Source organism: Streptomyces sp. NPDC002537 (assembly GCF_053594975.1).
Genome location: NZ_JBSFWT010000068.1, coordinates 1 through 19,581 on the forward strand (window position 1 = coordinate 1; position 19,581 = coordinate 19,581).

General features: G+C 71.6%; 15 protein-coding genes and 1 tRNA gene. 7 read left to right on the forward strand and 9 right to left on the reverse strand.

The window, feature by feature from the left end:
• Positions 1–132: 132 nt before the first annotated feature.
• The 6 genes from pth to ACWD4A_RS26090 all read right to left on the reverse strand — a co-directional run bounded on the left by pth (position 133) and on the right by ACWD4A_RS26090 (position 4,976).
• Complete coding sequence (pth, locus tag ACWD4A_RS26065) at positions 133–723, reverse strand: aminoacyl-tRNA hydrolase (RefSeq protein WP_451197604.1); 591 nt, start codon at positions 721–723, stop codon at positions 133–135.
• A gap of 82 nt (positions 724–805) precedes the next feature.
• A complete protein-coding gene (locus tag ACWD4A_RS26070) occupies positions 806–1,381 on the reverse strand; it encodes a 50S ribosomal protein L25/general stress protein Ctc (protein WP_451197606.1) in 576 nt (191 codons plus the stop codon).
• Positions 1,382–1,559: 178 nt separating this feature from the next.
• Positions 1,560–2,537, reverse strand: a complete 978-nt coding sequence (locus ACWD4A_RS26075; protein WP_366006304.1) for a ribose-phosphate diphosphokinase — start codon at positions 2,535–2,537, stop codon at positions 1,560–1,562.
• A gap of 74 nt (positions 2,538–2,611) precedes the next feature.
• Positions 2,612–4,078, reverse strand: coding sequence for a bifunctional UDP-N-acetylglucosamine diphosphorylase/glucosamine-1-phosphate N-acetyltransferase GlmU (gene glmU / locus ACWD4A_RS26080; RefSeq protein ID WP_451197608.1), 1,467 nt, complete (start codon positions 4,076–4,078; stop codon positions 2,612–2,614).
• A 115-nt stretch (positions 4,079–4,193) separates the two neighbouring features.
• A tRNA-Gln gene (locus ACWD4A_RS26085) sits at positions 4,194–4,266 on the reverse strand.
• Positions 4,267–4,295: 29 nt separating this feature from the next.
• Complete coding sequence (locus ACWD4A_RS26090; RefSeq protein ID WP_451197610.1) at positions 4,296–4,976, reverse strand: hypothetical protein; 681 nt, start codon at positions 4,974–4,976, stop codon at positions 4,296–4,298.
• A 168-nt stretch (positions 4,977–5,144) separates the two neighbouring features.
• On the opposite strand from ACWD4A_RS26090, the gene ACWD4A_RS26095 reads away from it, so the two are divergent.
• Positions 5,145–6,500 carry a histidine kinase gene (locus ACWD4A_RS26095; RefSeq protein ID WP_451197611.1) on the forward strand — a complete coding sequence of 452 codons (1,356 nt, stop codon included), beginning with the start codon at positions 5,145–5,147 and terminating at the stop codon, positions 6,498–6,500.
• A 148-nt stretch (positions 6,501–6,648) separates the two neighbouring features.
• On the opposite strand, the gene ACWD4A_RS26100 is transcribed toward ACWD4A_RS26095, so the two are convergent.
• Positions 6,649–7,158: an SUKH-3 domain-containing protein gene (locus ACWD4A_RS26100; protein ID WP_451197613.1), complete on the reverse strand. Its 510-nt coding sequence runs from the start codon at positions 7,156–7,158 to the stop codon at positions 6,649–6,651.
• A 3-nt stretch (positions 7,159–7,161) separates the two neighbouring features.
• Positions 7,162–7,701 carry a YwqJ-related putative deaminase gene (locus ACWD4A_RS26105; RefSeq protein WP_451197615.1) on the reverse strand — a complete coding sequence of 180 codons (540 nt, stop codon included), beginning with the start codon at positions 7,699–7,701 and terminating at the stop codon, positions 7,162–7,164.
• 307 nt (positions 7,702–8,008) lie between these two features.
• Here ACWD4A_RS26105 and ACWD4A_RS26110 point away from each other — a divergent pair, with 307 nt between their 5' ends.
• From ACWD4A_RS26110 to ACWD4A_RS26120, 3 genes are all read left to right on the forward strand, one after another.
• Positions 8,009–8,986 (forward strand): SMI1/KNR4 family protein, encoded by a 978-nt coding sequence (locus tag ACWD4A_RS26110; protein ID WP_451197617.1) that lies wholly within the window; start codon positions 8,009–8,011, stop codon positions 8,984–8,986.
• 7 nt (positions 8,987–8,993) lie between these two features.
• Complete coding sequence (locus ACWD4A_RS26115; RefSeq protein WP_451197619.1) at positions 8,994–11,828, forward strand: SUKH-4 family immunity protein; 2,835 nt, start codon at positions 8,994–8,996, stop codon at positions 11,826–11,828.
• Positions 11,829–11,931: 103 nt separating this feature from the next.
• On the forward strand, positions 11,932–12,822 hold the full coding sequence (locus ACWD4A_RS26120; protein ID WP_451197621.1) for a cellulose-binding protein: 891 nt from the start codon (positions 11,932–11,934) through the stop codon (positions 12,820–12,822).
• A 246-nt stretch (positions 12,823–13,068) separates the two neighbouring features.
• Here ACWD4A_RS26120 and ACWD4A_RS26125 read toward each other — a convergent pair whose 3' ends face one another.
• Positions 13,069–14,832 (reverse strand): transglycosylase SLT domain-containing protein, encoded by a 1,764-nt coding sequence (locus tag ACWD4A_RS26125; protein ID WP_451197622.1) that lies wholly within the window; start codon positions 14,830–14,832, stop codon positions 13,069–13,071.
• A 521-nt stretch (positions 14,833–15,353) separates the two neighbouring features.
• Between ACWD4A_RS26125 and ACWD4A_RS26130 the strand changes: the two genes are divergently transcribed.
• The 3 genes from ACWD4A_RS26130 (at position 15,354) to ACWD4A_RS26140 (ending at position 19,532) form a co-directional block, all read left to right on the forward strand.
• Positions 15,354–16,142, forward strand: coding sequence for an ABC transporter ATP-binding protein (locus ACWD4A_RS26130; protein WP_451197624.1), 789 nt, complete (start codon positions 15,354–15,356; stop codon positions 16,140–16,142).
• On the forward strand, positions 16,139–18,703 hold the full coding sequence (locus ACWD4A_RS26135) for an ABC transporter permease (RefSeq protein ID WP_451197625.1): 2,565 nt from the start codon (positions 16,139–16,141) through the stop codon (positions 18,701–18,703). Before ACWD4A_RS26130 ends, ACWD4A_RS26135 begins: the two co-directional genes overlap by 4 nt.
• Before the next feature lie 286 nt (positions 18,704–18,989).
• The gene (locus tag ACWD4A_RS26140) at positions 18,990–19,532 is read left to right on the forward strand and encodes a DUF1697 domain-containing protein (protein WP_451197626.1); all 543 of its coding nucleotides are present in this window, start codon (positions 18,990–18,992) and stop codon (positions 19,530–19,532) included.
• Positions 19,533–19,581 lie beyond the last annotated feature (49 nt).

Sequence of the window (19,581 nt, forward strand, 5' to 3'; positions counted from 1 at the left end):
CAAGGCCGCACCCACCCTCACCAACATCACCGTAGCCCGTCCGGCGTTTGAGGACGCGGCCGCAGGCCGCCCCCGCCGCTGGGGGCACCTCCCAGCGGTAGCTGGGGGAGGCAACGGCGGGATGACCGGGGGCTACGAGTTGTACGTGCCCTGCGCCCGCTCCAAGCCGTCCACGATCAGGGTCTCGACCGCGTCGGCGGCCCGGTCCACCTCGAAGGCCAGATCCTTGCGTTCCGTCGACGAGAAGTCCTTGAGGACGAAGTCCGCGACCTGCATACGGCCCGGCGGGCGGCCGATGCCGAAGCGGACGCGGCAGTAGTCCGGGCCGAGGGCCTTGGTGATGGACTTCAGGCCGTTGTGGCCGTTGTCGCCGCCGCCCAGCTTCAGCCGCAGCTGGCCGAAGTCGATGTCCAGCTCGTCGTGGACGGCGACGATCCGCTCCGCCGGCACCTTGTAGAAGTCCCGCAGGGCCGTCGTCGGGCCGCCCGACAAGTTCATGAAGGACATCGGCTTCGCGATGACCACCCGGCGGCTCGACGGGCCGGGCGCGCCCAGCCGCCCCTCCACCACCTGCGCCCGCGACTTGTGGGCCTTGAACTTGCCGCCCATGCGCTCCGCGAGCAGGTCGGCGACCATGAAACCCACGTTGTGCCGGTTGCCCGCGTACTCGGGCCCGGGGTTGCCGAGGCCCACGATCAGCCAGGGGCTGGAGTCGTCCGTCATCCGCATACCTCCTTCATACGCCAACCGCCGTCCCGCTCCACTGGAGCGGGACGGCGGTCGGAAAGAAAAACCGGGGCGAGGATCAGGCCTCGGTGCCCTCGGCCTCGGCCGGAGCCTCGGTCTGGGCGGCCAGCACCTGGAGAACCACGGTGTCGGCGTCGACGGCCAGGGTGGTACCGGCCGGCAGGACGACGTCCTTGGCCAGCACGGAGGCACCGGCCTCGAGACCGGCGATGTTGGCGACGACGGCCTCGGGGAGGTGCGTGGCCTCGGCCTCGACGGTCAGGGTGTTCAGGACGTGCTCGAGCAGGTTGCCGCCCGGGGCCAGCTCGCCCTCGGTCTGCACCGGAACCTCGACCGTGACCTTCTCGCCCTTGGCGACGACCAGCAGGTCGACGTGGACCAGGTGACCCTTGAGCGCGTCACGCTGGACGGCCTTGGGGATGACGAGCTCGGTGCGGCCCTCGATGTCCAGGGAGAGCAGGACGTTCGGGGTCTTGAGCGCCATCATCATGTCGTGGCCCGGCAGGGTCACGTGAACCGGCTCGCCACCGTGACCGTAGACAACGGCGGGAACCTGACCGGCGACACGGGCGCGGCGGGCGAAGCCCTTGCCGAACTCGCGGCGGATCTGTGCGGGGATCTTGACCTCGGACATGCGCACTCCTCGTAGAGAAAACCAACGATCTGACGGCCGTTACCCGGCCCATACAGACCTGCTACGAAGAGCGCGTCGATAACGGACCGCCGCACAAAGGTGCGGCCTCCCTCGCCGAGCAACTTGTGAAGTGTACCCGGCGGGGAGGCCGCCCAGAAATCGATCAGTCAGCGCGTGACTACGCCTGCTCCTCGAAGAGGCTCGTCACCGAACCGTCCTCGAAGACCTCGCGCACGGCGCGGGCGATCGTCGGCGCGATCGACAGCACGGTGATCTTGTCGAGCTCCAGCTCACCCGGCGTCGGCAGGGTGTTGGTGAACACGAACTCGCTCACCTTGGAGTTCTTCAGCCGGTCCGCGGCCGGACCCGACAGCACACCGTGCGTGGCGGTGACGATGACGTCCTCGGCACCGTTGGCGAACAGCGCGTCGGCGGCGGCGCAGATGGTGCCACCGGTGTCGATCATGTCGTCGACCAGGACACAGACGCGGCCCTTCACATCACCGACGACCTCGTGCACGGTGACCTGGTTGGCGACATCCTTGTCACGGCGCTTGTGGACGATCGCCAGCGGCGCGCCCAGGCGGTCGCACCAGCGGTCGGCCACGCGCACGCGGCCGGCGTCCGGGGAGACGACCGTCAGCTTGTCGCGGTCGACCTTGGCGCCCACGTAGTCCGCCAGGATCGGCAGCGCGAACAGGTGGTCCACCGGGCCGTCGAAGAAGCCCTGGATCTGGTCGGTGTGCAGGTCGACCGTGAGGATCCGGTCGGCACCCGCGGTCTTGAACAGATCGGCGACCAGGCGCGCGGAGATCGGCTCACGGCCGCGGTGCTTCTTGTCCTGGCGGGCGTAGCCGTAGAACGGCACGACCACGGTGATGGAGCGGGCCGACGCGCGCTTCAGCGCGTCGAGCATGATGAGCTGCTCCATGACCCACTTGTTGATGGGAGCCGTGTGGCTCTGCATCAGGAAGCAGTCCGCACCGCGGGCCGACTCCTGGAAGCGGACGTAGATCTCGCCGTTGGCGAAGTCGAATGCCTTGGTCGGGACCAGGCCGACGCCCAGTTGGTGCGCGACCTCCTCGGCAAGCTCGGGGTGGGCGCGGCCGGAGAAGAGCATCAGCTTCTTCTCGCCGGTCGTCTTGATCCCGGTCACAGCACAGTCTCCTTGGATGTCGCTTTGTGTGCGCTTATCACGGTACGCCCCGCACGGCGCGGCCCGTGTCACGGTCACTGCTCGGCGTCGGTCTCCCGGCCGTCCTGCTGAGCGGTGGAAGCGGCCTGTGCGGCTGCGCTTCCCGGGCGCTTGCGCGCCACCCAGCCCTCGATATTCCGCTGCTGCCCACGGGCAACGGCCAGCGAACCCGGGGGCACATCCTTGGTGATGACCGAGCCGGCGGCGGTGTACGCGCCGTCCCCGATCGTGACAGGCGCCACAAACATGTTGTCGGAGCCGGTCCGGCAGTGCGAGCCGATCGTCGTGTGGTGCTTGTGCACACCGTCGTAGTTCACGAAGACGCTCGCGGCGCCGATGTTGGTGTACTCGCCGATCGTGGCGTCGCCCACATAGGAGAGATGCGGCACCTTGGTGCCCTCGCCGATCACGGAGTTCTTCATCTCGACGTACGCGCCCGCCTTGGACTTCGTCCCCAGCCGCGTACCGGGGCGGAGGTAGGCGAACGGGCCGACGGTGGCGCCCTCGCCGATCACCGCGCCGACGGCGACGGTGTTGTCCACGGTCGCGCCCGCACCGACGCTGGTGTCCTTCAGCCGGGAGTTCGGGCCGACCTCGGCACCGGTGGCCACGTGGGTCGCGCCCAGCAGCTGGGTGCCCGGGTGGACGACCGAGTCGCGCTCGAAGGTCACGGTGACGTCGACCAGGGTGGAGGCCGGGTCCACGACGGTCACGCCGTCCATCATCGCCGCGTGCAGCAGGCGCTCGTTGAGCAGCCTGCGGGCCTCGGCGAGCTGGACGCGGTTGTTGATGCCCAGGATCTCCCGGTGGTCCCCGGCGACGGCGGCGCCCACCCGGTGCCCGGCCTCGCGCAGGATGCCCAGCACATCGGTCAGGTACTCCTCGCCCTGGCTGTTGTCCGTACGGACCTTGCCGAGGGCGTCCGTGAGCAGCTGGGCGTCGAACGCGAACACACCGGAGTTGATCTCGCGGATGGCGCGCTGCGCCTCGGTCGCGTCCTTGTGCTCGACGATCGCGGTGACGGCGCCGGTGGCCTCGTCCCGCACGATGCGGCCGTAGCCGGTGGAGTCCGGGACCTCGGCGGTCAGCACGGTGACGGCGTTGCCGTCGGCGGCGTGGACACCGCTGAGCTTCCGGAGCGTCTCGCCGGTCAGCAGCGGGGTGTCGCCGCAGACGACGACCACGGTGCCGGACAGGACGACGCCGCTGTTGCCGAGCTCTTCGAGGCCCATGCGGACGGCGTGGCCGGTGCCGTTCTGCTCGTGCTGCACGGCGGTGCGGACGGCCGGGTCGATCTCCGCCAGATGCGCCGACACCTTCGCGCGCTCGTGCCCGACGATCACCACGAGGTGCTCGGGGTCCAGCTCGCGGGAGGCGGCGACGACGTGTCCGACGAGGGAACGGCCGCAGATGGCGTGCAGGACCTTCGGGGTCGCCGACTTCATGCGGGTGCCCTCACCCGCTGCGAGGACGACGACGGCTGCCGGGCGGTTGGCGCTCACGGGTGTGCCCTTCGGCTTCGAGTGGTGGACATCCGAAGGATACCGGTGCGTTCGGAGGGGGAAACGCGAGCGGGTCCCGACCTGGGGGTCGGGACCCGAGTATTCGAACTTTGAGCTCCGCCGCTAGGACTCGAACCTAGACCGAACATCTCCAAAGGATGCCGTGCTGCCAATTACACTACGGCGGATGGCAAACCATGCCAAAGCGGTCAATCGCTTAGATCGTCGCTCTGGCACCCAACACTATGCCGTACCACCAGCCCTCGATGCGACGGTATAGGTCAGCGCTCTTCCGGACGCTGACCACGAGGCATCCTCGATAGTCCTCTCCGACGTTCTTGCGGACTGTCTCCGGGTTGTGTCTTTTCAGCGTCGTCCTGCTGAAGGCGGCGAGGTCGACGCCGATGAGCTCTGCCCAGTAATTTTCGGCGGACGCGACGTCGGCCGACTCGTGGATCATCACGCGGTACTGGAGCCGGTCGGCCTCCACGCCGAGCAGTGCGAGCCAGGCGAGATAGACCTGGATCATGCCGGGGTCGCTGTTGATGAAGACGGCCCTTTCCCGCAGTGCGTACGGCTTGCTCTTGGCGCCTTCGGACCAGTACAGCCCGACGCCGAGCAGGAACAGCTCCCGATCCGTCATCCGGCCGATCTCGTGCGCCGCGTCGATCTTGGTCTGTCGGCGCATGAACGCCTGCTCCCGCCGGTGCGGCACCCACCGCGCCTCGTTCATCGCGCGCATCTGCTCCGCCGTCTTCTGTGGCTTCGGCAGATCCCTCACCCACAACGACACCGAACTCTTCGCCACCCCCAGTTCCGTGACGATCTCGTCGTACGTCCTGCCTGCCAGTCGTAGCTCCCGGGCACGGGCCCGGAGCTCTGTTTTCGCTTGGGTCATGGCGTCAGCCTCGCCGTGTCCGATCGCGCATGTCCCGAAAATGCGGCCGATTCAATAGTTCGGGGGAGATCGACCCATTCCGCCCCTGCCCGCACACATGTCGTGCTGCCGTACACAGCTGCCGCACGTAAGGGAAAACCGTTGGCGGTCGCCCGTAGTCTGGGTGGTATGACCACAACGGGGGCAATCGCGGAGGCGGGCGCGCGGGGCGCGCCCGCAGGGCCGTGGTGGTGGGAGAAGCGCCGGAGTCTGGTGCTGGATGTGGTGCTGGCGTTGCTGTCGGCACTGGAGTGCACGTGGGAAGGGGTCTCCTTCGCGGGTGACGCGGGGTTGCCGGAGGCGTTCGGTGTGACCCTGGGCGTCCTGGCCGGGGCCTCGCTCGTGCTGCGGCGGCGGTGGCCGATAGCCGTGGTGCTGGTGTCGATCGCGGTCACACCGGCCGAGATGGGGCTGATCCTCACCGTCGTCGGGCTCTACACGCTGGCCGCGTCCGAGGTGCCGCGCCGGCTGACGGTGGTGCTGGCCGCGGTGTCGGTGGCGGGCACGTTCGTGGTGACGTTCGTCCGCTTCCACCAGAGCATGGCCGAGGGGAACTACCAGCCCAGCCTGGCGGTGGCCCTGATCTTCTCGCCGCTGATGGCGGTGGGCGTGACCGCCCCGCCGGTGCTGCTGGGCCTGTACGTGGGCGCCCGCCGCCGTCTGGTGGAGAGCCTGCGGGAGCGGGCAGACGGCCTGGAGCGCGAGCTGTCGCTGCTGGCGGAGCGCGCCGAGGAGCGCGCGGTCTGGGCGCGCAACGAGGAGCGCACGCGGATCGCGCGGGAGATGCACGACGTGGTGGCGCACCGGGTGTCGCTGATGGTCGTGCACGCGGCGGCACTGCAGGCGGTGGCCCTGAAGGACCCGGAGAAGGCGTCGAGGAACGCCGCCCTGGTCGGCGACATGGGCCGGCAGGCCCTGACCGAGCTGCGGGAGATGCTCGGCGTGCTGCGGACGTCGTCGGACGGCGCGGGGGCCGGGCAGTCGTCGGCCGCGGAGTCGCAGCGGCTGGCGGAGGTCGCGTCGGCGGCGTCGGCCCGGGTGTCCGTGAGCGTCGTGCCCGCCGCGGTCCCGGACGGTGACGGTCCGTGTCTGGGTGGTCTGGAGGACCTGGTCGGCCAGTCGAGGGCCGCGGGCATGGTGGTGGAGCTGTGCGTCGAGGGCGAGGAGCGCGCGTACGGGGCGCGGGTGGAGAGCACGGCCTACCGGGTGGTGCAGGAGGCCCTGACCAATGTGCACAAGCACGCGCCGGGTGCGAAGGCCGTCGTCCGGCTGGCGCACCGGGACGGCGAGGTGGCGCTCCAGGTGGAGAACGGCCCGTCGGACGGCGGTGCCGACGCCGGTCTGCCGAGCGGCGGCAACGGCCTCGTCGGGATGCGCGAGCGGGTGTCCGCGCTGGGCGGGGTGTTCGTGGCGGGTGCGACGGACGCGGGCGGCTTCCGGGTCTCCGCGGTGATCCCCGCCGAGGCGGGGATGGCGGCGGCGTAGAAGTCGGCGTCGCGAAAGCCGGCGTCGGGTCGGTGGCGCGAAAGTCGGCCGGATCTCGCGGTTGATTTGGCCGGTTGGTGCCTCTTGCGGGGTCGGTGGTCCTTTGGTCCCGGCCCCGCTTCTTCCCGTCCTTCCCGTCCTTCCCGGTTCACCGGCCGCGCGGGCCTGCCGAGAGGCGTGAGGGGCGGGCGCCCGTGACGAGGGCGCCGATCGCGTGGTCGATGTCCGAGCCGAGGTACCAGTCGCCGGTGTGGTCGAGGCTGTAGACCCGGCCGTGCGCGTCGATCGTCAGCAGTGCCTGCCCGTCCGCCTCCTGCCCCAGCGGGCAGACGTCGGTGCCGAGCGCCCGGCCGAGGTCGGCCACCGTACGGGCGAGGTGGAGCCCGTGCAGCGGGTCGATGTGGAAGGGCGTGGGCGCGATGTGGCGGCCGGGTCCGGGGGCGGCGATGTGCAGTCCGCCGAACTCCGCCCACGCCTCGACGGCCGCCGGGAAGACGGTGTGCCGGTGCCCGGCGGGCGAGGCGTGGGCGCGCAGGGCGTCGGCCCAGCTCTCGGCGGCCTTGATGTCCCAGCGGCCGGGCTGCCAGCCCGCCTCGCGGAGGGCGGCGTCGACGGCGACGGGGAAGCGGGTGGCGGCGGTGCGGTCGAAGGCGCGCATGGGTCAGCCCTTGCCGTTGGTCGGGGTGGCGGGGTCGACGGTCCGTACGCCGAAGTGGGCGAGGAGGGCCGTACAGGAGCGGCAGGGGGGCGCGTAGCCGCCGTGCCGGGGGTCGCCGTCCTCGCGGATGTGCCGAGCGGTGAGCTTGGAGTGCTTGAGGGCGCGTTTCGCCTCGCTGTGCGTGAGCGGTTTGCGGGCGGCACGTTTGCTCCGGCCCGCCTCGAACGCGCTCAGGTAGCGGGTCAGCAGGACGGCCTCCGGGCAGCGGCCGGTGAAGCGTTCCCGGCGGTCGCTGGTGAGCGTGTCCAGGAAGTCCTGGACGAGCGGATGGAGCGTCGGCGGCTGGTCGGACTTGCCCGCGGTGCAGGTCAGGGTCTCGCCGCGGACGGACAGCGCGGCGGCGACGGCGGGCAGGATGCCGTCGCGCCGGTGCAGCAGAGCCGGTGGCCGGTCGGTGTCGTCGGTGGCGCTCCAGGTGAGCCGGGGATCTCCGGGCGCGGAGGCACGTTCGTTCACGGGCTGCCGGTCCTGAGTCGTGTGCATGGTGGTTCTTCCCTCCCGTGCAATCCCCCTGTTGCGGGGATCAGCCTGCCAAATGGGAAGCCGGGTGTGGAAGTCAGGTCGGCGTTCGGGGCGTGCCACGTGGTGTTGATGTGCCGTGTGATCGTTCTGGGACGGGGTCCTGGGGGCGGTCTCCGCCTTGCGGCAGCGCATAGGCTGTCCGTACGGGGTGTTCTCGGTCATGGGGACACCGACCGGCCGGGCCGCCCCGTGGCGCGGCCGGTGGCCCGCGGCGCCCACCACACGTGTCCGGGCCGTCAGGGGACGAAGTCAGCAGGGGGCATCCGCCATGACGACAGGTCGGCTCGGGCAGCACGCCGCGCCACCGAACGCGGCCTACGCCGGGCAGGTCGTGCATTTCCCGGACCCGGTCCGGGCCGCCCGCCACCCCAAGGGGGTGCGGGTGGACGAGGACGGCTTCCCGGATTTCTCGCCGTACGCGCGCGCCGCCGCGGAGATCGCGGAGCCGCCGGAGGGCTTCGGCGTCGACGAGCTGCGGCTGACCGACTATGTGTCGGCCAACGCCGCCCAGCACGCGGCCGGGCACGAGCTGTGGGCCAGCCTGCCGCCCGTGGCGACGCCGCACGGCTGGACCTGGCACCACGTGCCCGGGACGCGGCGGCTGGAGCTGGTCCCGGCGGAGGTGAAGGCGCTGCTGCGGCACCACGCCGGGCTGGCGACGGCAGCCGTGGACCAGGACAAGCGGGGCACCCGGCCGTTGCAGGAGACCCGCCCGGTGCACTTCGCGCTGCCGCAGCGGGACCTGGCGGTGACGGAGGAACAGATCCAGGGCGTCGAGGAAGACCTCGGCTACCGGCTGCCCGGCGCCTACCGGGCCTTCCTGAAGGCGGCGGGCGGCTGCGCGCCGGTCGGCGCCGCGCTGGACGCCGAGCTGGGGCTGCTGATCGACCAGCCCTTCTTCACGGTCCGTGACGAGGCCGCGGTCAACGACCTGGTCTATGTGAACAAGTGCCTGCGCGACCACTTCACCAAGGACTACCTGGGCGTCGCCTTCGTCCAGGGCGGCGTCCTCGCGGTGAAGGTGAAGGGCGACGCGCTCGGCACGGTGTGGTTCTGCCCGTACGACGACGCCCGGGACCGGGACGGCTGGACGGTGCAGGAGCGGGTGGAGCGGCTGCTGCTCCCCTGTGGCGAGGACTTCGACGCGTTTCTCTCCCGGCTGGCCGGTGGCCCGCCGGAGCTGGAGACCGTCGCGAACCTGATGGTCGACGGTGGCTTCGCGTACGCCGTCCCGGTGGAGGGGTGAGCGCGGGATGGTGACGTTCGCGCAGGCGCAGGAGCGCGCCGAACGCTGGGTCAACGGCGATGTGCCGGCGTATCAGCACCGCGAGGTGCGGGTCCGCGAGTTCGACCTCGGCTTCGTGGTCTGGGCGGAGGACCGCGAGGACGGCCCCGTCTCGGACGGCGGCCGGGCCCGCCTGGTGATCGCCCGCGACAGCGGCGAGACCACGCTGTGGCCGGGACTGCCGGTGGGCGAGGTCGTCCGCCGGTACGAGGAGGAGTACGGATCCGTGGAAGAACAGCTCCCGCCGCCGTCGGACGCCCCGCCGAAGAGGCTGGACCTGGAAGCGACGTCGTTCCTGCTGAGTCCGCCGCAGTGGCTGCAGGACGCAGCGGATGCCATGGGGATCCCTGACCGGAGGCAGGGATCCCCGGCTTCGGCGCAGGGGGCACCCGCCGGGTCGGACGGGCCTTCCGGGCCTTCGGCCCCGGGCCCGGACGGTTCCCTGCCGGGTGCCGCTGCCGCGGCGGGTCCGGGTTCCGGTCCGTCGGCGGGCGCCGTCGGCGCTGCCGCGCCGGGTGACGGTGCGCCGGTCGGATCCGCGGGTGCGGCTGAGCGGCCGGAGGCGGATTCCACCCGGGGTGGGCGTACGGCTTCGGCGGATGGCGAGTTGCCGGGTGGTGCCGCCGGTGCGCCGGTTGATGAAGCGTCCGCGTGGCCGGGGGCGGCTTCGGCGGACGGCGAGTTGCCGGGTGGTGTCGCCGGTGTGCCGGGTGATAGTGCGTCGGCTGGGTCTGCTGGTGCGTCCGCGTGGTCGGGGGCGGGTTCGGTGGACGGCGGGATGTCGGCCGGTGTCGCCGGTGCGTCCGCGTGGCCGGAGGCGGATTCGGCTGTGGGCACGTCGGGTGACGGTGCGTCAGCCGGTGTCGTCGGTGTGCCCAGGTGGCCCGACGCCGGGGCGGACTCGTCCCTCGGCGGCGTTGCCGCTTCCGCGCCGGGTGCCGATTCCTCCGTCAGTTCCGGTGCGGCGCCGTGGGACGGCGCCGACGTGAGCGTCGGCCATGACGACGAGGACCGCTCCGTCGGGCTGCCCGCCACCGTTCTCGCACCGGCCCTGTCGGGCACGGACGAGGACGACGCACCGCCGTCGGGTGTCCAACCCGAGGCGAAGACGGCCCTGATGGCCTCGGGCAGCGCCCTGCCGCCGACGGCGATCGCCCCGGCGATCCACGACCCGGCGGGTCCGGCCGCACCGGCCGCACCGATCGCGCAGCCCCCGCTGCCGCCGAAGGCGGGTCCCGGCGTGCCGCCGCCCCCGAGCGCCCCCGGTATGCCGGGAGCCCCGGCTTCCGGGCCCGTGCCGCCCGCGCCTCCGGGCGCTCCCGTACCGCCGCAGGCGCCCGGTGGCGCGCATCACGCGGCCACCATGCTCGCCGAGCCGGGCCCGGGCGGCCCGCAGGTTCCGCCCGCGCCCGCCGCGCCCGGCGTTCCCGGCGCTCCGCAGGGCCCCGGTGCCGCGTACGCCGCGACGATGCTGGCCAGTCCCGGCGGCCCCGGCGCCCCCGCCGCACCGAACGCCCCCGGCGTTCCCGGGCGGCCCGGTGCCCCTGGTGCCCCCGCCGCTCCTGGTCAGCCGCCGCAGGCGCAAGTGCACCACGCCGCCACCATGCTCGCGGGCCCCGGCGGCCCGCAGGGCGGCCCCGGCGTTCCGGTGCCGCCCGGCCCTCCGGGTGCTCCTGGGCGACCCGGCGCGCCCGCCGCTCCCGGTCAGCCGCCGCAGGCGCAAGCGCATCACGCCGCCACCATGCTCGCGGGCCCCGGAACTCCGGGCGCCCCGCAGGCCCCTGGTGCCCCGCAGGGGTACGGCTATCCGCAGCCGCCCGCCGGGGTGCCCACCGTGGGGCCCGGCTACATGGCCGTGCTGCGCTACCGCGCGCCCGACGGGTCCGAGCAGCAGCTCATCCGCCGCAGCGCGCCCGGTACGCCGCACCCCGAGTGGCAGATCCTGCACGAGCTGCGTGCGATGAACGTGCCGCCGCAGCAGGTGCTGGAGCTGCACACGGAGCTGGAGTCCTGTGATCTGCCGGGCGGTTACTGCGCCCGCATGGTGCGGGAGACCTGGCCGCAGGTGCGGATCAGCCACACCGCCGCGTACGGCCGGGACCACGCGACCCGGCAGCTGGGCATGCGGCATCTGATTGAGCATCAGGGCGAGCTGCACCAGGTCGCCGACGGCCCGGCGCGGCCCGCGCCGAACCGGGTGCCGCCGGCCCGGCCGAACCCGCTGCCGCCCGTCGGCCCGGACGTGCTGGCGCGTGAACTGGCCGAGTCCTTCGGCCCGCAGGGCGTGTTCCGGTTCGAGCAGCGCGCGGTGTCGCGGCAGGGTGTGCCGGACGTGGTGGCGCAGACGCTCGTCTGGGCCGGACTGCCCGTGGACATGGGCCCGTTCTTCTGGGGACAGGCGCAGCCGGGCCGCCCGGTGCCGACGCTGGCGGAGCTCGCGGCGGAGCGCGGGGTGCGTCCGGCGCCGGACGCGGGCTCGTACCTGGTGATGGGCAGCGACTACGGCAGGCAGCTCTGCGTGCAGTACGGAACGGCGCACATCGTGGCCGTGCCGCTGGAGGCGGGGCCGGACGGAGGTTCCGTACCACCGCAGTTCGTCAACACGAGCCTCCCTCAGTTCGTACGCTCTTTGGCGTTGCTCGGGAAGATGTGGCGGTGGCGCTACGGCCTGACGCCGGAGCAGGCCGGCCGCTGGACCGTGGACTTCCAGGACCAGTTGGCCGCCATGGACCCCGCGGCGATGTCGTCGCCGGAGAACTGGTGGGCCGTGCTGGTGGAGCAGATGTGGGACGGTCTCTTCTAGAGACCGGCCGCCGTGTCGGTCTCTGTGCACTTGCGTCATCCAGGAATGATGTGCGCGGGACCGCGTCGCATTACCGGCTGTCCGGACATGAGGGGCTTCGAGGATGAGTGCATCGGTATCTCCTGACGGTTTCACCGTGGTACGGGGCCGTGGCTACCGCCCCGAGCAGGTCGAGCGCGCCCTCGACGAGCTCGCGCGGCGGCGGGACGAGGCGTGGGAGCGCGCGGCCCGGCTCACCGTGCTCGCCCGCGAGATGGAGACCGAGGTCGCGCGTCTGCAGCACCAGGTGCAGCAGCTCCCGCCGCAGACGTACGAGTCGCTCGGGCACCGCGCGCAGGGCCTGCTCTACACCGCGCAGGCGGAGGCGGCCGGGCTGCGGGAGCGCGCGGACGCCGCCGCGGCGGAGGCGATGGAGGCCGCCGAGGCGCACGGGCGCGCGGTCCGGGACGCGGCCCACGCCCACTCGACGGCGGTCCGGGCGGAGGCGGAGGACTGGGCCCGGCAGGCCGCGCTGGCCGCCGAGTCCGTCGCCGACGACGTCCAGGCCACGGCCCAGCGCGACGCGAAGAAGCGGCGCGTCGACGCGTTCGACATGCTCAAGGAGATGCGGGAGCGGACGGCCGCGGCGCTCGCGGAGCAGGAGAAGGACCACGCGGAGCGCTGGGACACGGCGGGCCGCGAGATCGCCGAGCGCGAGGCGGCACTCGACGTCCGCATCGCGGCGATGGAGGAGTACGCGCGCAACGCGCTGGCCGAGGCGCAGCGGCGCTACGCGGAGGCGGAGGAGGCCGCCCGGCACGGGCAGGAGGACGCCGAGGCGCAGGGCACGGCGCTCCTCGCGCAGGCGCGGGTCCGTGAGGAGCGGATCGTCCGCGAGACGGAGCGGGTGCTGCGCGAGCATGCCGAACGGCGCGAGGAGCTGCGCTCGCACATGGCTCATGTCCGCCATAGCCTGGCCGCCCTGACGGGCAAGCCGGTGGTCGAGGAGACGTAGCCGGGTGCCGGTCCGCTGCCGCCTGCGGCGGGAGCGGCCTGCGGCCGCGTCCTCAATCGCCGGACGGGCTGATTTTGCTGGCGTAGTCCGCAATCTGCGGGCCGCAAGCCTGAGGGCCGCGGGTCAAAGAGCCACGGTCCGCGAAATTCAGCCCGTCCGGCGTTTGAGGACACCGCGCGGAGCGCGGTTGGGGGTCTCCCCCAGTTCGGGAAGGGGCGGGACTGGGGAAAAATCCCGCCCCCCACCTCAGCTCTTCGGCGCAGTCGGCACAGTCGGCGTGGCCGACGGCGTGGTCGGAGTCCGGTCGGGGACCACCACCATCAGGTGGATCAGCAGTTCTTTCCCCTCCGCCGTCGTCACGCGCAGCGTGTACCCTCCCGTGTTCTCGTCCGTGAACACCGACGGAAGCGTGATCAGCCCCTTCTCGTCCGTCCTGCCGAGCCCGATCGTGCGGACCTTCGTCCCGTCCGCCTTCTTGAAGTAGGGCCCGGACGTCACGTCCTTGCTGCCGTCGGCCGTCGCCACCGTGACCGTCAGTGGGACGCCCGCGAGCGGCTTCTCGCCCTTGCCCAGTGCCTTGACCTGGATGGCCTCGGCGAAAGAGCTGTTCGGGCCGGCCTGGAGAGGCGTGTTGCCGACGCGTACCAGCGTGTCCACGGGGACGGGTTTCACCGTCGCCGCGAAGTCGACGGGGTCGATGTTCTTGCCGTTGGCGTCGATGACCGTGGCGCGCACGGTGAACTGGCCCGTCCGGTCGCCCGCGAGGACGTTCGGCGCGGCGGCGGTGCCGTCCTTGCCGGTGGTGGTGGTGAAGACGGTGCCCTTGCCCGGGAAGAGGGCGCCGGTGTCGCCGATGATCTCGAAGCGGACGCGGGTGCCCGCGGTCGGCTTCCCGGCGCTCGTGGTGGTCCGTACCTTCGCCTGCTGCTCGAAGGCGTCGCCCGCGAGGGCCTCCCACTTCGCGTCCCCGATCCGTTCGAGACGGGCCGTGGCCGGAGCGGGCGGTGTCGGCTTGTCGCCTCCGTCGGGCTTGCTCGGCGGCTCGGTCGGCTTGCCGGGCTTGCTCGGGGTGGTCGGTGTGCTGGGCGTACCGGGCTTGTTCGGGGTGCTCGGCCTGTTCTGCGACGGCTGCGACGGCCGAGAGGGCTGGGACGGCGTCGGCCTGGTTCCGGGTCGGCTGCCGCCCGGGCCCGGGGTCGACGGCGTCGTCGGTGCCGTGCCCGCGGGCAGGTCGGGCAGCGCCGCGGCGCCGTTCTGGTAGGCCCGCATCCACTCGGTGACGGCTTCGACGTACTGGGTGGAGTTGTTGTAGCTGAGGATGGCCTTGCGGAGGTCGCCCGGGTTGTTCATGTCCCGGCCGCCCTCGCAGAGGTAGCGGGCGGTGCCCACGGCGGCGTCGTAGATGTTGTTGGGGTTCTTGTAGCCCCCGTTGCCGTCCTTGCCGATCTGCTTCCAGGTGGACGGTATGAACTGCATGGGTCCGACGGCCCGGTCGTACTCGGTGTCGCCGTCCCAGAACCCGCCGTCGGTGTCCCTGACGAGGGCGAAGTCCTTGCCCGTCAGCCGGGGCCCGAGGATCGGCTTGTCGGTCGTGCCGTCGGTGTTCAGACGGGTGCCGAAGATGGTGCCGTGGTCGGACTCGACCTTGCCGATGCCCGCGATGAGCTGCCAGGGGATGTGGCAGTTGGGCAGCTCGGCCTTGGCGAGGGCCTCCGCCTTGCGGTACGCGTCCAGGGCCGTCGCGGGGATGCCGGTCGCACCGTCCGGCTTGTCACCGGGGGTGCCCGGCAGGCCGCCGTTCGGACCGTGGGGTCTCAGATCGGGCAGGGCGAGGTTGGGCGTGCCGTGCGGCTTCCCCTGGGGGGTCTCGGAACCGGGCGTGGGTTCGTCGGCATCGGCCGTGTTGTGCGGCGGGCTGACGCCGACCGCCGCGGTGAGGCTGGCGACGAGCAGGGCCGTGCACAGACCCTGCCGGGAGACGCTGGCGGCGCGGGTGGGAAGTATCTTCACGGGCTGCTTCCTTCGAAGGACCGTCGGCCGGTTCGAAGGGGGTGGCACGGTGTCCCCCTCGACCATCAAACCCGAACACTAATTCCCTCTGACCGCAATTGTCTTGCTGCGGGCCAGGCTTCACGTATTCTCCGCGCTTCGTTCTCCCTCCATGAGAGATCGGTGTCGCTTTTCTTGGGTTTCGCACCCTTATATATGTTTGTCGACCCCGAGTCGTCGGCCCCGGACAACCGCGCATCCCCTAGGGGGCGTTCCGGTCCGTCTCCTCCTCGCCCCCGGGCCGCGCTCGTCCCGCAGCAGGAGGAGCGGCGCCCGATCGCTTTCTAGCCTTTCTATGGACGGCCGGGGGGCCGTGGTGGGGCTGGCCCCACCACGAAGACACGTACAACCACCAGTGTGGTCATGGCCGGATTCCAGCAGGCTGAGTACGTACCCCGATCACGTCCACCGGCGCCCGCCGGTGGCGAGGCGTGCTCAGCAGGCGCAGCAGACAGAGCAGACGCAGACATAGGAGACTCACCGTGACAACTGCCGTATCGATTCCCTGGACCGGGGGCAGCGGGGGGCAGGTTGCCGTCGCGGCGAGGGCCCGTCAGGTCGTCAAGGCGTACGGGGCGGGGGAGACTCGGGTCACCGCGCTCGACAACGTCGACGTGGACATCGCCCGTGGCCAGTTCACCGCCATCATGGGCCCCTCGGGCTCCGGCAAGTCGACCCTGATGCACTGCCTGGCCGGTCTCGACACCGTCACGTCCGGCCAGATCTTCCTCAACGAGACCCAGATAGTGGGGCTCAACGACAAGAAGCTCACCCAGCTGCGCCGCGACAAGATCGGCTTCATCTTCCAGGCGTTCAACCTGCTGCCCACGCTCAACGCCCTGGAGAACATCACGCTCCCCATGGACATCGCGGGCCGCAAGGTGGACAAGGCGTGGCTGGACCGCGTCGTGGAGACCGTCGGTCTCACCGGCCGTCTCAAGCACCGCCCCAACCAGCTCTCCGGCGGCCAGCAGCAGCGCGTCGCCGTGGCCCGCGCCCTCGCCGCCCGCCCGGAGATCATCTTCGGTGACGAGCCCACCGGAAACCTCGACTCGCGGGCCGGTGCCGAGGTGCTCGGCTTCCTCCGCCAGTCCGTGGACGAGCTGGGCCAGACCATCGTCATGGTCACCCACGACCCGGTCGCCGCCTCCTACGCGGACCGGGTGCTCTACCTGGCCGACGGCCGGATCGTCGACGAGATGTACAGCCCGACCGCCGACGCGGTCCTGGAGCGCATGAAGCACTTCGACGCCCGTGGACGGGTGTCGTGACCATCTTCAAGACCTCCGTGCGCAACTTCCTCGCGCACAAGGGGCGCATGGCGCTCTCCGCCATCGCCGTCCTGCTGTCGGTGGCGTTCGTGTGCGGCACGCTCGTCTTCACCGACACCATGAACGCCACGTTCGACAAGCTCTTCGCCTCGACCGCGGCCGACGTCTCCGTCGCGCCCGAGAAGAACGACGACGCCCAGCAGACCGGCAGGCCGCAGACGCTCCCGGCCTCGCTCCTGGAGAAGCTCGCCAAGGTCGACGGCGTCGCCAAGGTCGAACCGCACGTCACCAGCCAGCAGATCACCGTCGCGAACAGCGACAACGAGAGCCTGAGCCCCAGCTCCGGCGCCCCCACCGTGGGCACCAACTGGGACGAGGGCCAGAAGAAGTCCGTCGAGATCACCAGCGGCCACGAGCCGCGCGGTGCCGCCGAGGCCGTCCTCGACTCCGACACCGCCGACAAGCACGGCGTGAAGACGGGCGACACCCTCCGCGTGATCGCCGCGCCGGGCGACTTCACCGTCCGCGTCGTCGGCATCGCCACGTACAAGTCGACCAACCCCGGTGCCGCCGTCCTCTACTTCGAGACCGCGACCGCCCAGGCCAAGCTGCTCGGCAGCACCGGCGAGTACAGCGGCTACGGCCTGACCGCCGCCTCCGGCGTCAGCGACGAGCAGCTCAAGGAGCACGTCACCGCGGCCGTCGGCACGGGCTACACCGTGCACACCGCCGCCGAGACCAAGGAGCAGAACAAGAAGGACATCGGCTCCGTCCTCGACGTGATGAAGTACGCGCTGCTGGGCTTCGCCGGCATCGCCGTCCTCGTCGGCATCTTCCTGATCGTCAACACCTTCTCCATGCTGGTCGCCCAGCGCACCCGTGAGATCGGCCTGATGCGGGCCATCGGCTCCAGCCGCTTCCAGGTCCTGCGGTCCGTGATCGTCGAGGCGCTGCTGCTCGGCCTCGTCGGCTCCGTGCTCGGCATCGGCGGCGGCATCGCGCTGGCCGTCGGACTGATGAAGCTCATGGGCTCCATGGGCATGAAGCTCGACATGGGCGAACTGACCGTCAGTGCCACCACCCCGGTCGTCGGCCTGCTGCTCGGCGTCGTCGTGACCGTCCTGGCCGCCTTCATGCCGGCCTGGCGGGCCGGGAAGATCTCCCCGATGTCCGCCCTCCGCGACGCGGGCACTCCCGCCGACGGCAAGGCGGGCAAGATCCGTGCCGCCATCGGGCTGGTGCTCACCGGCCTCGGCGCGCTCTGCCTGTTCGGTGCCGCGGGCGCGAAGAAGGCGACCTCCGGCGCGGGCCTGCTGGGCCTCGGCGTCCCGCTGACGCTCATCGGCTTCGTCGTCATCGGCCCGCTGCTCGCCGGTCTCGTCGTCCGCGTCCTCAGCGCCGTCGTGCTGCGGGCCTTCGGCCCCGTCGGCCGGCTCGCCGAGCGCAACGCGCTGCGCAACCCGCGGCGCACCGGCGCCACCGCCTCCGCCCTGATGATCGGCCTCGCGCTGGTCGCCGCCCTGTCGGTGGTCGGCTCCTCGATGGTCGCCTCCGCCACGGACCAGCTCGACAAGTCGGTCGGCGCGGACTTCATCATCCAGGACCAGGGCAACCAGCCGATCACCCCGGCGACGGAGAAGGCCATCACCTCGGCGGGCCACGTCGAGCACTTCACCCGCTACGTCGGCGTCATCGCCAAGGTCACCACGCCCGACGGGAAGACCGCCACCCAGCGGCTCACCTCCGCCGACCCGACCTACGCCGACGACCTCCGCGCGGAGGCCGTCCAGGGCAAGGTGAAGGACGCCTACGCCAAGGACGCCATGTCCGTGCCGGAGGGCTTCGCCAAGGACCACGGCATCAAGCTCGGCGACCGGCTGACCGTCGTCATGACCGACGGCCGCCCCGCCAAGCTCAAGGTCAACGCCATCACGTCGGACGACACCAGCATCGACAAGGGCGCGATGTACCTGAGCATCGCCACCGCGAGGAGCTATCTGCCCGCCGACAAGATGCCGCTGACCGGCATGATCCTCGCCAAGGCCGACAGCGGCCGGGCGAAGGAGGCCGCCGCGTCCCTCAAGGCCGCCGTCAAGGACTACCCGCAGATCAAGGTCCGTGACCAGGCCGACTACAAGAAGCTCATCAAGGACCAGGTCGGCCAGCTGCTCAACATGATCTACGGGCTCCTCGCCCTCGCGATCATCGTGGCCGTGCTGGGCGTCGTGAACACCCTCGCCCTGTCCGTCGTCGAGCGCACCCGCGAGATCGGCCTGATGCGCGCCATCGGCCTCTCCCGCCGCCAGATGCGCCGCATGATCCGCCTGGAGTCGGTGGTCATCGCCCTCTTCGGCGCCCTGCTCGGCCTCGGCCTGGGCATGACCTGGGGCACCACCTCCCAGAAGCTGCTGGCCCTGGAGGGCCTCGGTGTCCTGGACATCCCCTGGCCGACGATCGTCACCGTCTTCATCGGCTCCGCGGTGGTGGGCCTGCTGGCCGCGCTCGTCCCGGCGTTCCGGGCGGGCCGGATGAACGTCCTCAACGCCATCAAGACGGACTAGCAGGCCACTGCCCCTACGACGGGGGTGCGGCCGGTCGGGGCCGGGGGGCCCGGAACCGGCCGCACCCCGTTCCACGGGCCCGGTCCGGACGCGCCACGGGGGTGCGCGTCCGGACCGGGCCCTTTCGTTTTCGGCCGTACTTCTTCCCGGTCGGCGGGAAGCAACTGGCGGGACCCCGGGCGGTCTTCGAGGCGCCGGTCGCATCCGGAGTCCGGCACCCACCACCGACAACGCGCCGGTCCCGGTTCTGCCGGGCTCTGTCGGCGTCCGCTCCTAGGCTGTGCGGATGACGACCAAGGCGTACGCGGCGCTCCTCCGCGGCATCAACGTGGGCGGCCACCGGAAGCTCCCGATGGCGGACCTGCGCACGCTGCTCGCGGACCTGGGCCATGGCGATGTCCGCACCCATCTGCAGAGCGGCAACGCGGTCTTCACTACCGCGGCCACGGACGAGGCGGCCCTGGCGGCGGAGTTGAGCCGGGCGATCGACGCCCGCTTCGGCTTCGCCGTGGACGTCCTGGTGCGCGACCACACCTACCTGAAGGCGGTGGCGGACGCGTGCCCCTTCCCGGCGTCGTCCCTGGAGGCGAAGCAGCTCCACGTCACGTATTTCGCGGAACCGGTGACGGCGAAGCACTTCGCGAGGGTGGAAGCGGCCCGCTTCCTCCCCGAGGAATTCCGGCTCGGCGACCGCGCGCTCTACCTCTACGCCCCGGAGGGCCTGGGCCGTTCCAAACTGGCGGACGCCCTGGCGAGGAAGGTGCCGGGGGTGGCGACGGCGCGGAACTGGAACACGGTGGTGAAGCTGGTGGAGCTGACCGGAGGATGAGCCCGGCCGGCCGGTGTCCCCTAGGGAAGAGCTCATCCGCCGGGCCGAG

Coding starts and splice junctions, on each gene's coding strand:
- pth (WP_451197604.1), bottom strand. CDS start 723: ATGACGGACGACTCCAGCCCCTGGCTGATCGTGGGCCTCGGCAACCCC.
- ACWD4A_RS26115 (WP_451197619.1), top strand. CDS start 8,994: ATGGTGACGTTCGCGCAGGCGCAGGAGCGCGCCGAACGCTGGGTCAAC.
- ACWD4A_RS26140 (WP_451197626.1), top strand. CDS start 18,990: ATGACGACCAAGGCGTACGCGGCGCTCCTCCGCGGCATCAACGTGGGC.
- ACWD4A_RS26120 (WP_451197621.1), top strand. CDS start 11,932: ATGAGTGCATCGGTATCTCCTGACGGTTTCACCGTGGTACGGGGCCGT.
- ACWD4A_RS26070 (WP_451197606.1), bottom strand. CDS start 1,381: ATGTCCGAGGTCAAGATCCCCGCACAGATCCGCCGCGAGTTCGGCAAG.
- ACWD4A_RS26110 (WP_451197617.1), top strand. CDS start 8,009: ATGACGACAGGTCGGCTCGGGCAGCACGCCGCGCCACCGAACGCGGCC.
- ACWD4A_RS26100 (WP_451197613.1), bottom strand. CDS start 7,158: ATGCGCGCCTTCGACCGCACCGCCGCCACCCGCTTCCCCGTCGCCGTC.
- ACWD4A_RS26090 (WP_451197610.1), bottom strand. CDS start 4,976: ATGACCCAAGCGAAAACAGAGCTCCGGGCCCGTGCCCGGGAGCTACGA.
- ACWD4A_RS26105 (WP_451197615.1), bottom strand. CDS start 7,701: ATGCACACGACTCAGGACCGGCAGCCCGTGAACGAACGTGCCTCCGCG.
- ACWD4A_RS26095 (WP_451197611.1), top strand. CDS start 5,145: ATGACCACAACGGGGGCAATCGCGGAGGCGGGCGCGCGGGGCGCGCCC.